At 43.9% G+C, this 14,034-nt stretch carries 9 protein-coding genes; 6 read left to right on the top strand and 3 right to left on the bottom strand.

The genetic code is table 11. The annotated features are described in order from the left end of the window. Positions 1 to 44: 44 nt before the first annotated feature. Entirely contained in the window at positions 45 to 3,533 is a 3,489-nt protein-coding gene (locus tag FTU34_RS09375; protein ID WP_078190541.1) for a PAS domain-containing hybrid sensor histidine kinase/response regulator, read from the top strand. 447 nt (positions 3,534 to 3,980) lie between these two features. Then, positions 3,981 to 4,730, top strand: coding sequence for a hypothetical protein (locus tag FTU34_RS09380; protein WP_218950063.1), 750 nt, complete (start codon positions 3,981 to 3,983; stop codon positions 4,728 to 4,730). A gap of 167 nt (positions 4,731 to 4,897) precedes the next feature. Here FTU34_RS09380 and FTU34_RS09385 read toward each other — a convergent pair whose 3' ends face one another. Then, positions 4,898 to 5,548 carry a response regulator transcription factor gene (locus FTU34_RS09385; protein ID WP_078190543.1) on the bottom strand — a complete coding sequence of 217 codons (651 nt, stop codon included), beginning with the start codon at positions 5,546 to 5,548 and terminating at the stop codon, positions 4,898 to 4,900. A 374-nt stretch (positions 5,549 to 5,922) separates the two neighbouring features. Between FTU34_RS09385 and msuE the strand changes: the two genes are divergently transcribed. The 4 genes from msuE to FTU34_RS09405 all read left to right on the top strand — a co-directional run bounded on the left by msuE (position 5,923) and on the right by FTU34_RS09405 (position 10,454). Next, positions 5,923 to 6,654 carry an FMN reductase gene (msuE, locus tag FTU34_RS09390; protein WP_078190544.1) on the top strand — a complete coding sequence of 244 codons (732 nt, stop codon included), beginning with the start codon at positions 5,923 to 5,925 and terminating at the stop codon, positions 6,652 to 6,654. Between the two features lie 39 nt (positions 6,655 to 6,693). After that, on the top strand, positions 6,694 to 7,800 hold the full coding sequence (sfnG, locus tag FTU34_RS09395; RefSeq protein ID WP_180035442.1) for a dimethylsulfone monooxygenase SfnG: 1,107 nt from the start codon (positions 6,694 to 6,696) through the stop codon (positions 7,798 to 7,800). A 496-nt stretch (positions 7,801 to 8,296) separates the two neighbouring features. Beyond that, positions 8,297 to 9,715: a deoxyribodipyrimidine photo-lyase gene (locus FTU34_RS09400; protein ID WP_180035441.1), complete on the top strand. Its 1,419-nt coding sequence runs from the start codon at positions 8,297 to 8,299 to the stop codon at positions 9,713 to 9,715. 124 nt (positions 9,716 to 9,839) lie between these two features. Beyond that, complete coding sequence (locus FTU34_RS09405; protein ID WP_180035440.1) at positions 9,840 to 10,454, top strand: riboflavin synthase subunit alpha; 615 nt, start codon at positions 9,840 to 9,842, stop codon at positions 10,452 to 10,454. 71 nt (positions 10,455 to 10,525) lie between these two features. Here the strand turns inward: FTU34_RS09405 and FTU34_RS09410 are convergent, their stop codons facing one another. After that, positions 10,526 to 11,704 carry an acyl-CoA dehydrogenase family protein gene (locus tag FTU34_RS09410; RefSeq protein ID WP_180035439.1) on the bottom strand — a complete coding sequence of 393 codons (1,179 nt, stop codon included), beginning with the start codon at positions 11,702 to 11,704 and terminating at the stop codon, positions 10,526 to 10,528. Positions 11,705 to 12,009: 305 nt separating this feature from the next. Then, a complete protein-coding gene (acs, locus tag FTU34_RS09415) occupies positions 12,010 to 13,953 on the bottom strand; it encodes an acetate--CoA ligase (protein WP_180022761.1) in 1,944 nt (647 codons plus the stop codon). Positions 13,954 to 14,034 lie beyond the last annotated feature (81 nt).

Raw genomic sequence — 14,034 nt, forward strand, 5'->3', positions numbered from 1 at the left:
TGGATGCGTTATCATTAAGCGAGAATTAATATGCTGCAGGCTCTATGAATAGTTGGCTTATCGTCGGGGTATTGGCCCTTTACATCGCATTACTCTTTGTATGTGCATTCTTTGGTGAAAAGCATGCCAGCAGGCTCAGTACTCGCGGCAGAATGCTTCTCTTTAGTCTAACTTTAGGGGTGTATTGTTCATCTTGGACATTTTATGGCGCAACGGGTGCCGCCGTTCGTGAAGGCATTATTTTCCTACCAATATATCTGGGACCGCTGCTATTTGTTGCGCTCGGCTATGATATTTGGCGACGTTTAGGGCGTGTCCGTCAGCATCATGCCATTTCATCGATTGCCGACTTTGTAGCAGCACGATATGGTAAAAGTGGCCCCTTAGCTTCACTGGTCACGATCCTTGCCGTAATTGCCATTATTCCCTATTTAGCCTTGCAGCTACGTGCGATTGCCCTAAGTGCAACAGTCATTTTAGAACCGACCGCTGGTCTGACAGGTACCACCAATAGTGTGCTGTTTTTGACCGGTGTATTGGCGATTTTGGCGATGATGTTTGGGACACGACAGATTGCCAATACTGAACAGCACGGCGGCTTAATGTTGGCTGTGGCATTTGAGTCTTTCGTCAAGCTGTTTGCACTACTTGCAGTCGCATTTTTCTTTGTTTTTGAATCACCTGAAAACATGGCGCAAATCAGCCATGACATCAACACTACCTTTAAAGATGTCCAGCTCAAAGGTGTGCCAGAAAGCTTTTGGATTCAAACATTATTGGCTGCTTTAGCGATTATTTGTCTGCCACGTCAGTTCCATGTCGCGGTAGTTGAACTACGTGATGAAAAGCATATCCGTGGTGCTCGTCGTTGGTTCGCCATTTATCTGATTTTAACCATTATCGCGATCATCCCGATTGCCAGTTGGGCGCTGCATGCAGCACCGGCTTACTTGGCAATACCCGATGTTGCCGTGCTCTCACTGCCTTTAAGTTATAACCAAGACTGGTTGACCTTACTTGCATTTCTCGGCGGGTTTTCAGCTTCGACAGGTATGCTGTTGGTGTCGTCAGTGGCCTTGTCGATTATGCTCAGTAATGACTTGATCATGCCTGCACTGTGGCGTACACGTTTATTATCACGCCATGACAAACGCCTACCACTCGTACTGAAATTCACACGTCGTGTGTGTATTTTAGCGGTCATGTTATTGGGCTTCTTGTTCTTCCATTTCTTCAATGACATTGACCAATTATCGGTATTTGGCCTATTGGCCTTCAGTGCTGTGGCTCAGTTTGCACCGGCGCTAATTGGTGGTTTGTATTGGCGTGGCGGAAGCAAGCAAGGTGTATATGCGGGTCTGTTGGTCGGTTTTGGCATGTGGGCTTATACCCTGTTATTACCAACCGTATTGCGTAGCTTACCTGAACAATTTAAAACATTTACCGAAAATCTTTTAAGTCAGGGTCCGCTAGGCTTGAGTTGGTTACGTCCTGAAGCACTGTTAGGGTTTGAATCTTTCGATCCACTTACCCATGGCGTAGTTTGGGCGCTCGGTTTAAATATCACCCTCTATATTTGGATTTCCCGCGTCTTCCGTCCAAGTGTTGCCGAGCAAATTCAGGCCGAAAGTTTCTTTTATTATGAAACCAAGCCGCTCCCTGCTCAAAGTACATCAAACGACATCAGCTATATTCACCATGATGTGGCGCGTCTAAAAGTAGGTGATTTGATTACCTTGGCAAAACGCATTACCGGTGAAGGTCCAACCATGCGTGCCTTCAACCAGTTCTGCGCACAAAACAATGTCGTTTTAAATGAAAATAGCAGCGCCAACGGCATGTGGTGGCGTTTTACCGAACAGTATCTTGCAGGCACCATCGGTGCGGCATCTGCCCGTACCTTACTCACCACAGCCATGGTCAATAATGGTTTAGCACTCGGTCAGGTCGCCAATATTCTTGACCAAGCCTCACAGTGGCAGCGCTTTAACCAAAACCTGATCATGACCATGATCGACCATATGACTCAAGGTGTGTCCGTGGTTGATGAAAATATGTGTTTGGTGGCATGGAACAATCAATACCTCAAACTGTTTGATTATCCAAAAGACATTGTCTACGTCGGTTGCCCAATTTCAGACTTGATTCGTTATAACGCTGAACGCGGCGAATGTGGTCCCGGTTCAGTCGAGGAACATGTGCGTAAACGCATGCATTGGATGCAAGTCGGCAGCGCACACGAATTTGAACGGATTCGTAAAGATGGCCGTGTAATTCAGATGCGTGGTAATCCGATCGAAGGCGGCGGTTTCGTGACAACCTTTGCCGATATTACCGCATTCCGTGAAAATGAAGCCTTGCTTGAAGGGCGTGTACAAGACCGTACCCAACAGTTGGCAGATGCCCTGTCTGAACAACAATTGGCACGTGAGCAAGCCGATAAAGCCAATATGTCGAAAAGCCGCTTTATCGCTGCTGCAAGCCATGACTTATTGCAACCGATGCATGCTGCGCGTCTGTTTAGTACAGCCCTCGAGCAAAGCGTACAAAATGATGATGATCGTAAAACGCTTCAGCAACTAGATCGTGCATTGCATGGTGCGGAAAGTATGCTCTCTGCCCTCTTGGACATTGCACGACTCGAAGGTGGAACCATTCAGCCGAAACGTCAGCCTTATCCACTACATGACTTACTCAGTGATCTTGAACTGCAATTTAAATCGATTGCAGCACAGCGTAATATCAAACTGACCGTACACGATGCTCAGTTCTGGATTGACACGGACCCACAGTGGATTCGTCGTATTATCCAAAACTTCGTCAGTAATGCCCTACGCTATACAGCGCGTGGTCGTGTTGTGGTAGGTGTACTGCGTTCAGCACGTCCGGGGCATATTCGTATTGGCGTTTGGGATACAGGTCCTGGGATCGCGGAAGAACAGCGCATTAAGTTGTTCCAAGAGTTCGAACGCTGTGGACACACCTCTCCATGGGGCGAACAGGGTCTGGGCTTAGGTTTAGCCATCGTGCAAAGGATGACCAGCCTACTCGACTATCCTGTGCATGTGTTCTCAGAACTTGGTCATGGTTCGTGCTTTATGATTGAAGTGCCGGTGGTCGCTGCGCCAAAAGTGGTCGCTGCACCGACCCAAGCGGTTCCTCTGAAAACCAAAGCCTATAAGATTCTGTGCTTAGACAATGATGAAACCATTTTGGAAGGGATGTCGACCTTACTGACCAAATGGGGCTATCAAGTCTTTAAAGCCACTGAACCTGAACAGGCCATGGAGTTGATTCAACAAGAGAATATTCAAGTTTGGTTGGTTGACCAACATTTGAATAACAACAAGATCGGTCTCGACTTTATTTTAGATAACCGTCAGGAAAATGTCCCTGTGGCGCTGATTACCGCAGATTCTGATCCTGAACTACCGCAACGTCTAAAAGAGTTAAACATCGTCTTACTGAAAAAACCGTTGAAACCGGCTTCACTCCGTTCATGGTTATCTGGTTTGAAGATTTCAAATCAGTAGCGCTGTTACAGGACATCGCTCTGTGAAAAGTAGCCCATTTCATTCACATGAAATGGGCTTTTGTTTACCTTACTTTTACTTAAACTTACCTAACTGGCAAAAAAATTTGTCTCAGCGGCAAGATCATTCAAAATCACCCCGATATTTCGTCTATTTATTAGCCATAAATATCAAATTTTGATTGCCTATGGCAAAAGATATCGAATGCATGAGTGAACACTTGTACACTTAGTTACAATTAAAAATATATTTGATTTTAATCAGATTTTTATAAGCAAAAATAAAAACTAAAACTTTAGTCTTATATTTAGCTGCCGCCGTTCGTTTTAAAAATATTCATAAGAAGTTGATCAGTTTCAAGCCAATTCAAGAAGCGTCATAACTCAACACTTGAGAAGCTGATCTCCCCCGCATATTAGGAGTGATCTTGTGAATATTTCAGAAACAATGCCGCATGGTTTTGATCAAAATCTACAGTTTCATCGTCAGTATGGTGCCAATGCCATTTTGCCAGAGATCGATTGGCGTCAGCTATTTAAGTTCAGCAAATTAAGTGATGTGCATGTCGAAGCGCTAGAAACGCTCTATCGCAGTGCCGTTCCTCTCGCGTTACAAGTATTTGACGAACTGAATTTTGATGTCTTTGCACCAAATGCCTACAAACCCCAAGGTCTTGGCTTATTCGATCGACTGGCAGAACAAGAAGATCTACTGCTGCAAAATTTAGAAGCAGAATCCAATTGCTTAGGTTTGGACACCCGTCATCAGATATGGAGCATGCTACTGCGTGGTGGTGCGGTCTTGGTATTTAAAGCGTGGCTCGGTAAAGTCAAAACCGACAAAAACCAGCTGGATAAAACACAGTTTGATGAATTATCCGATTTACTGTTTATTAAAACAGCACCATTTGAATTGGCTCAACGTTTAAATGTCGATGCCAACTCCAAGCAAGACCATATCTTCCTGATGTATGACAATGATGTCTATCTGGACCGTTTTAACAGTTTAGAGACTGCAGCCCTATTTGTGGATTTGGGCGTTTATGATGCGGCTTTCCTGAGTTTACGTGATGACCGTGTCGCGGATTATCTCAAAGCACGCGGCTATGTGACCGATGAACAAATTGATGAATTGCAATGTGCGCTCAACCCTTTGTACTGTACCGATCTGACGCCTAAGCAAGACTATATTGCTTAAGTTGAAGTGGTTTGTTTAAGTCATTGTTAAGTTGCATTGCTCTATTGCTTTTAAACCACATGTAAAGGCCTAACAGCATTTACAACGAAATGATCTAGCGCCAGCATTAGTGCTTAAACAGAAAAAAAAGACCTCCATCTTGGAGGTCTTTTTTATGGAAAAAATCCTTAGATTTTCTTTTCTTCAATATTCAATGCATTAATTGCCAATACAGCTTGGGTTCGGTTTTGTACGCCCAACTTACGGAAAATTGCCGTTACATGCGCTTTAATAGTTGCTTCAGACACATCCAACTCATAGGCAATTTGCTTATTCAACAAACCTTCTGCCACCATCATTAACACACGGAATTGTTGCGGTGTTAAAGACTGAATACGTTCTGCCAATGCTGTTTCATCTGCAGCACGTGGGTCAAAGTTCATGTTGGCAGGTAAATTTGGTGGTAACCAAATCTCGCCTTCTAAGACTTGACGAATCGCTTCACCAATGTGGCTTGGATGTGCAGATTTTGGAATATAACCCATCGCACCATGTGCAATTGCACGTTGGATAATCGACGCTTCTTCATGCGCAGAGACCACAATGATTGGAATCGATGGATATTGTGCGCGAATATGCACCAAAGCAGAAAAGCCTGAAGCACCCGGCAAGTTTAAATCCAATAACACAAGATCAGGCTCAGGGCCATTTTCAAGACGTTCATAGCATTCATTGACTGCTGCAGTCTCATGAATTTGCGCCTGAGGCAAACTATAACGAACCGCCTGAATTAAAGCATGACGAAACAGCGGGTGATCATCAACGATTAAAATATTCATAAGCAACGTGAGAGATCTTGTGCACAATGCCCCTATTCTAACCACACATGCTATGTGAAGGATATGCAAGAACTTATTTTTTTGCATTTAAAATGTAGATTTTCACTTAAAATGCGTCTTTTTTTGCATTTTCTATAAATCTTTAAATCTAATCATATTTTCATATAAATTTTATCAACACAGTAAAAATGCTTATATCTAAGCATTATATGTTGAAATATCAACAGTTTAAAATTTGAAATTTCACGAATCTTGTGGTTTTTCCAACATATCTAAAAATCAGATAACTTTTCTGATTTTCGTTATTTTACAGTGATCCACCCATCGGGATTAATAAAAGGCATTCCGAGAAACCACACTTTTAGGTTTAAAAAATGTCTCAAGTTAATCTACAAAAACCCCTGAATATTGTTGCTGTGTCAGGTGGTCTAAACAATCCATCTAAAACTGAAGCTTTGGTGCAAGCCATTGTTGATGAACTCGGTGATGCAACTCCAATCAATGTGCATTTTATTAAGTTTAGTGAAATTGGCAATTTATTAGGTGGCGCGATTTACCGTAACCAATTGCCACAACGTGTACAAGATGACCTTGCTGCCGTTGAAGCTGCTGATGCACTGATTGTTGGAACGCCAGTTTACCGTGCTTCATTTACAGGCCTGTTTAAACACTTCTTTGACTTTGTCGAACAAACTGCATTGGTGGATGTACCTGTCTTGCTTGCAGCTTCAGGTGGTTCTGAACGCCATGCCTTAGTGCTTGAACATCAACTGCGTCCATTGTTCAGTTTCTTCCAAGCTCAAACATTGCCGATAGGGGTCTATGCAACAGATCGTGATTTCACCCCTGAATACACCATTCATAGTGAATTACTCCGTGACCGCATTACTTTAGCAGTAGCACGTGCACTGCCGATTTTGGAATGGGCTCCAGCCAAAGGTCAGCGTGCTGAAGTGGTGAAAGCCAAGTCTCAACAAGCCAACCAAAACTTGGGCATTAATAAGCAAATCGAGCAAGAAGAAGTCCTTCCTTCTGCAGCTGTTCCAAGTTTGGATGCCGCTGAAGCTCGACTGCATAGTAAAAAGCCAAAAACGCAAGTGGCCTAAACACCACAGCATAACAATTCGATCCCGAGGGTTTGCAAAATGTCAGTACAAGAAAAAAAGATTACATTTGCGTATTGGGTACCAAACGTCAGTGGTGGTTTGGTGGTCAGTAATATTGAACAGCGTACCGATTGGAGCTATGACTATAACGTGCGTTTGGCACAAGCTGCAGAAAAAAGCGGCTTTGATTATGCGCTGACTCAAATTCGTTTTACCGCAGGCTATAACGCCGAAAATCAACATGAATCGGTTAGTTTCAGTCATGGTATTTTAGCCAAAACCGAAAAGCTCAAAGTCATTGCAGCGATTTTACCCGGCCCTTGGAAACCAGCTCTGGCTGCGAAACAATTGGCGACCATCGATCATCTCACCAATGGCCGTATTGCGATTAATGTCGTGAGTGGTTGGTTCCGTGGTGAGTTTGATGCGATTGGAGAAGAATGGCCCGAGCATGATCAACGCTATGCGCGTTCTGAAGAATTCATTCGTAGCCTAAAAGGCGTTTGGACGCAGGATAACTTTAGTTTTGATGGTAAATACTATCAATTTAAAGACTACACTCTATCTCCGAAACCGGTGCAAAAACCGCATATTGAAATCTTCCAAGGTGGCAGTTCACGTGCAGCACGTGACATGGCATCACGTGTTTCCGATTGGTACTTCACCAACGGCAATACCCCTGCTGAGTTGAAAAAGCAGATCGATGATATTCGTGAAAAAGCCAAGGCCAATAACCATCAGGTCAAAATCGGGGTGAATGCCTTCATCATTGCCCGAGATACTGAGGAAGAAGCCCAAGCGGTGCTTCAAGCTATTATCGACAATGCCAATACTGAAGCGGTCAATGCCTTTGGCGATGCAACTCGTGAAGCAGGTGCATCCACAAAAGAAGGCGAAGGTAACTGGGCAAAATCTACTTTTGAAGATTTGGTTCAATACAACGACGGCTTTAAAACCAATCTGATTGGCACACCACAACAAATTGCCGAACGCATTGTGGAACTCAAAAGTGTAGGTGTCGATTTGGTTCTCTCAGGTTTTCTCCACTTCATTGAAGAAGTGGAATACTTTGGCGAAAAAGTGTTGCCACTGGTTCGTGAACTGGAAGCTCAACAGCAGCAAGTTGTGCAGGCTAAATCAGCATAATTGTTGATGCAGTCACAGCTCATGTAATCAGCATAATAATCACAACCGGCTCACTTCACTTTCCTCCCCTAAGGCTCGGCTTAGGGGATTTTTTATCTCGAGTACCATTTAAAGACATGCTCTGATTCTAGAAAAATGAGCTGACCTGTAGACAAAGAAAAAGCCCGACATCCTGTCGGGCTTTTTCTATATGGATACTTAAGCATGACTCCTGTCTTGCTTCACAGTCCTGATGGTGAACACTTTGTTATTGTTTTATGTTCCGGAACGTCCTGTTCCTGTATGAGTTCATCTTAGGTAAAATTTAAAAGTGCGCATAGCGTCTAAAAACTTCGTTACTTGTACGCTTAAGCTGATAGGATTGTGCGCAATCGGTTAAGTTAAACCATAGATATTATATGGTTTTTTTATAGAAATCTATTTTTTAGATAATTTCATTACCAATAGATACCCCCGTAATTCTGGTGTTATTTCCAACAAAAACGAGGCAATAAATATGCAACTGGTTTGGTTTCGACAAGATTTAAGACGACATGACCATAGCGCACTGTGGCAGGCGACACAGTCTGGTCCAACGATTGCCTTTATTGCGCTTTCTCCTGAACAATGGGCAAGGCATGACGATGCCCCCATTAAAATCCATCGCTATCTTGCCCAACTGGAACTTTTGCGACAGCAATTGGCTGAGCTAAATATTCCACTGATTATTCAGAATATTCCCCATTGGTCAGACATCGCCACTGAGCTATTAACCCTATGTACTCAGCTCAATATACACACTGTTCATGCACATATTGAACATGGTGTGAATGAACTTAAACGAGACCGCGAAGTACAACAGTTATTAGAACAGCAGCACATCTCTGTTGAGCTGTACCATGACCGCACCCTGTTTCCTGTTGGCAGTATTCGCAATCAATCTGGACATCCTTATCAAGTTTTCGGTGCATTTAAGAAAAATTGCTACGAAAAATTGAGCATCAGTCTGCCTACTTGTTATCCCACTATTGAAGCCCAAGCGGCTCTCGAACCGCATCCGCTGTGGCAAAATCAATTTGATTTACGTCCTTTTTATCCCGCAGGGCTGTTAGCTGCTCAAATCGAGCTTTGGCCGATTGGAGAAGATCACGCAATACAGTGCTTAGATGAATTTATTGAACAACATCTGCATCGTTATGCTGATGATCGGGACTTTCCTGCGCTCAATGGAACCAGTCGAATTGGTATGTATTTAAACTTGGGCATCTTGTCTATTCGCCAATGTCTGCAAGCCCTGTTTCGTGAACAAGGCGGCTATTTCCAGATCGACCACAGAGGACAACAAACTTGGCTCGATGAGCTGCTTTGGCGTGAATTTTACCAGCACATTTTATTTGACTACCCGCAAGTTTCTCAGCACCAGCCGTTTCAAACCAAAACCTTAAAAATAAAATGGCGCCATGCACCACAAGACTTTGCTGCGTGGCAATACGGCCAGACGGGCATTCCGATCGTCGATGCAGGGATGCGTCAACTACTGGCTACGGGTTGGATGCATAATCGGGTGCGGATGATTTGTGCCATGTTCCTTAGTAAGAATCTACTGATCGATTGGCGGTTGGGGGAGCAATGGTTTATGCAGCACCTTGTCGATGGCGACTTAGCGGCCAATAATGGCGGTTGGCAATGGTGCGCCTCGACGGGTACAGATGCTGTACCTTATTTTCGAATTTTTAACCCGATCAGCCAATCTCAGAAATTTGATCCGAACGGGGATTATTTACGTCAATGGCTACCTGAACTGGCAGATTTGGATGCCAAACAAATTCACCAACCCTTTGCCAAAAATCCTCAACTGGAATTGAACTACCCTCAGCCGATCGTTGATTTAAAGCAGTCTCGCCTAGCGGCAATTGAAACATTCCGAGCATTGTAGATATTGCCAAGATCGAACTGTTAGAGATCAAAACACTGTACTGAAATGGTCACTGTAAAGCATAGCCGAGCGTTCGTTTTGTCCCTACAATACAGAAAACGCAAATCATTTTAGAGACGCTCCCATGTATACAGGCATCGTGCAAGGTTTAGAAAAAGTCTTAGACATTCGTCAAGGCAATGGCTTCACAACCTTAGTGATTTCAAATCATCAAAATTTTTTTCATGATGTCTTTATCGGGGCAAGTGTGGCGATTAATGGCGTATGTTTAACGGCTACACATATTGATTTGGCAGCCAACCAAGTGCATTTTGATGTCTCTGATTTGACCAATCAACTCACCACGTTAAAAGCACTCAAGGCCGGTGATGAGGTCAATGTCGAACGCTCAGCCAAAGTTGGAGCAGAAAATGGTGGTCACAATCTATATGGTCATATCGAAGGCACAGCCACGATCAAAAACTTAGAGCATCGCGGGGAAACCTTTCATCTCGATATTCACATTCCGGCAGGCAATATTAAATATTTTTTTCTCAAAGGTTTTATTGGGCTCAATGGTTGTAGTTTGACTGTGAACCGTGTTGATCGTGCCAGCAGTGAAATTTCAATCGATCTTATTCCTGAAACACTGCGCCTCACTACATGGAAAGATGTCCAAGTCGGTGATGCCGTGAATTATGAAATTGATCAAACAACGCGAACCTTAGTCGATACCTTAGAAAATATTCATCAGCGTTAAATCGACTGACAGCACATTGCAAAAAAGCCTCCAAAACGGAGGCTTTTTATTGGCTCATTTGCAATATACGTTTAAGAATAAAAACTTGGATCTGGCACTTTGGCTGTGAGCACCCATTCACCGACCTCCTGATATTTATAATCAATCGGATCGTGTAAGGTTTGGGTACGTACATTGCGCCAGAAGCGATCTAAATTTAGTTTGGCAGTTGTGGCACGTGCGCCCATCACTTGGAAAATATTTTGCGTAATGTATAGCGAGCTATTGGTGGCTGCGATTTTGGCTGTTGCAATCGCAATAGAGACTTCTCCACGTTGTTCCGCCGTCAAAGCTTCACCAATCTCCCAAGCCCATTGCAAACGCTGAACCGCTTTATCTGCCAATAAACGTACACTTTCTAATTGCACATAAAACTCAGCAAAATGCTTTTGAATAAATGGGTCATTCACAGCATTTTCAACCAATGATTTTGACCATGCTTTTTGGCTTTGTACCGTCTGTTTTGCTGTTTCAAATGCCCCTTCGGCTACCCCCAAGAACATATGCACAAAGATCAACTGTGCAATCAAAGGGCGTAAACTCGAATACGGTGTACTCAAAGGCCCCGGGTTCAGTAGTAATTCATCTTTAGAAATTTTAACTTGTTCAAAATGGCTACTTCCACTGTCGGTTTGACGTTGTCCCATATTGTCCCAATCGCCGAGAAAACTGACGCCTTCACGTGCTGTAGGAATCACCCCGATCAATAATTTTCCATCTTCATTGAAGCCAGAACACAGCAAAATGTCTGAATCCATGGAACCCGAACAAAAACTTTTATCGCCATGAAACACATATTCATGTTCAGACAGTTGCGTCGCTGTAGTACGGCGGTCTAAAGGGTTTAGGGTGTTGCCCCAAAATAAATGCTCACGTGCAGTCTGTTCAAACCACGGGCCATATTGCTCTGGCTGCGCGAACAACTGTACCGTTGCAATCAATAAATGATGGAAACCATAAACATGCGCCAATGAGCTATCTACTTGAGCAATGGTTTGAATGGTTTTAAAAATCGTCAGCCAATCTGCACCCTGTCCACCGTATTGTTTTCCAATGGAAAGTGCAAGCAAACCACTTTGACGAATCAAATCACGTTCAGCTTTGGGATTTCCCCCCTGCTTATCACGCTGAGCAGCCGTCGTGGCAAATTCTGTCGCCAGTTTTTGGGCAATATCGATCGGATCTTGAGTCAATGGAGTTGAAGCATTCATATGTCTGTCTGATTATTCTGTTACCGTTTTAGCTTAACAAAGTAGAGGCATTCAGCTTATCTCAATGCCTGCAGTCTATATCTGTAAAATCTATATCTCATGAAATCTAAGTCACCAAGATTCAGGCGACTTATAATTTGATCATTTTATACGTCGTATTTAGGATGGATAAAATGCATCATGAACGTCCCTTCATCCTAATCAACTTTTATAGGAGAAAGGACGTTCATTATTGCTTTAATAATCCTTCATATAAGCCATAGTGAACTTTCATCAGAACGTGATCACTGACGCTCAAATTGTTCTTATGACTTCGGATAAACCGTAGCAATCAAATGTTCAACCACTTGAGGTTCTGCCAAGGTCGAGGTATCACCTAAAGAGTCCAACTCATTGGCCGCAATTTTTCTTAAAATACGGCGCATGATTTTACCAGAACGGGTTTTCGGTAAGGCCGGCGCCCAATGCAATGCATCTGGCGTTGCCACTGGTCCAAGGACTTTGCGTACCCAAGCCACCAGTTCCTGACGTAACTCATCCGTCTCTGCTGTCCCTGCTTGTAAGGTCACAAAGGCGCAAATCCCTTGTCCTTTAATATCATGTGGCATCCCCACCACAGCAGACTCTGCCACAGCATCATGTGCAACCAGCGCACTTTCAATTTCAGCCGTTCCCAATCGATGCCCTGAAACGTTCAAGACGTCATCCACACGACCCGTAATCCAATAATAGCCAGACTCGTCACGACGTGCGCCATCACCTGTAAAATACGTCCCCGGATAAGTGGAGAAATAGGCTTCAATAAAGCGCTCAGGATCACCCCAAATGGTTCGCATTTGTCCCGGCCAAGAATCCTTAATCACCAAATTGCCTTCTACGGCACCTTCAAGCTCATTGCCTTCAGCATCGACAATCGCAGGTTGAACACCAAAGAATGGGCGCGTCGCCGAACCCGGTTTTAAATCGGTTGCTCCCGGCAATGGCGTAATCATGAAACCACCCGTCTCTGTTTGCCACCATGTATCCACCACTGGGCAGCGGCTTTCACCTACCACGGTGTAGTACCAATTCCATGCCTCTGGGTTAATCGGTTCACCCACCGAACCTAGTAAACGCAGACTACTGCGGTCACTTTCTCGGACAAAGGCATCCCCTTCTCGCATCATGGCGCGAATTGCAGTCGGTGCCGTATATAAAATAGTGACGTTGTGTTTATCAACAATATGTCCCGTACGTGCCCAACTTGGATATTGCGGCACCCCTTCAAACATCACGGTCGTGGTGCCATTCGACAATGGCCCATACAACACATAAGAATGTCCCGTAATCCAACCAACATCGGCAGTACACCAAAACACATCATCTTGTTTTAAGTCAAAAACTTCACGGAAAGTACAATTCACATAGGTTAAATAGCCTCCCGTGGTATGCAATACACCTTTCGGTTTTCCTGTCGAACCTGATGTATACAAAATAAATAGCGGGTCCTCGGCATTCATAGGTTCAGGTGGACAAATATCATTGACCGACATGATTTCCATGTGATACCACAGGTCACGATCCGCTTTCATTTCGATCGGGTTACCTGTACGGTGCACCACAATGACATTTTGAACCGAAGATGTGCCTTCAATGTCGAGTGCAAGATCGACATTTTCTTTGAGTGGAATGGGCTTACCACCACGCATCCCACAATCCGCAGTAATCACGACTTTCGCCTGACTGTCATCGATACGACTTGCCAATGAGTCTGGTGAGAACCCGCCAAAAACTACGCAGTGTACTGCTCCAATTCGGGTACAGGCCAACATCGCAATTGCCGCTTCTGGCACCATTGGCATATACAGCACCACACGGTCGCCTTTGCCCACGCCATGTTTTTTCAGCACATTGGCAAAACGGCAAGTTTCATCATGCAGTTCTTCAAAAGAAATGATTTTATGCCGTGAAGGATGATCACCTTCCCAAATAATGGCCGGTTTATGTGGATGTTCTTTTAAATGTCGATCGAGACAGTTGGCACTGACATTCAGTTCACCATCAGCAAACCACTCGATCTTAAAATCATCTTGCTTAAAATTTGTATTTTTAACTTGGGTAAACGGTTTGATCCAATCGATCTTTTGCGCTTGCTCCGCCCAAAACTCATCTGGTTGTTCAATCGATTTTTGATAACGCTCAAAGTACTCCGACTCGTTGATGCGTGCGGTTTTTTTGAAACTTTCAGGTACTGGATAGATCTCTTTCATATTGTATTTTCCTTGATCTGATTCATCTCATCACGAGATGCCATGCCACATTTCTACTTTTATAATTCCTGCATCACAGCA

The organism is Acinetobacter sp. YH12094, assembly GCF_013419295.1.
In the GTDB taxonomy this organism is placed as follows: domain Bacteria; phylum Pseudomonadota; class Gammaproteobacteria; order Pseudomonadales; family Moraxellaceae; genus Acinetobacter; species Acinetobacter amyesii.

Excerpts from the sequence above, each read along its gene's own strand:
- sfnG (WP_180035442.1), top strand. The coding sequence starts at position 6,694 with ATGTCAGTACAAGAAAAAAAGATTACATTTGCGTATTGGGTACCAAAC.
- FTU34_RS09410 (WP_180035439.1), bottom strand. The coding sequence starts at position 11,704 with ATGAATGCTTCAACTCCATTGACTCAAGATCCGATCGATATTGCCCAA.
- FTU34_RS09385 (WP_078190543.1), bottom strand. The coding sequence starts at position 5,548 with ATGAATATTTTAATCGTTGATGATCACCCGCTGTTTCGTCATGCTTTA.
- FTU34_RS09400 (WP_180035441.1), top strand. The coding sequence starts at position 8,297 with ATGCAACTGGTTTGGTTTCGACAAGATTTAAGACGACATGACCATAGC.
- FTU34_RS09380 (WP_218950063.1), top strand. The coding sequence starts at position 3,981 with ATGCCGCATGGTTTTGATCAAAATCTACAGTTTCATCGTCAGTATGGT.
- FTU34_RS09405 (WP_180035440.1), top strand. The coding sequence starts at position 9,840 with ATGTATACAGGCATCGTGCAAGGTTTAGAAAAAGTCTTAGACATTCGT.
- msuE (WP_078190544.1), top strand. The coding sequence starts at position 5,923 with ATGTCTCAAGTTAATCTACAAAAACCCCTGAATATTGTTGCTGTGTCA.
- FTU34_RS09375 (WP_078190541.1), top strand. The coding sequence starts at position 45 with ATGAATAGTTGGCTTATCGTCGGGGTATTGGCCCTTTACATCGCATTA.
- acs (WP_180022761.1), bottom strand. The coding sequence starts at position 13,953 with ATGAAAGAGATCTATCCAGTACCTGAAAGTTTCAAAAAAACCGCACGC.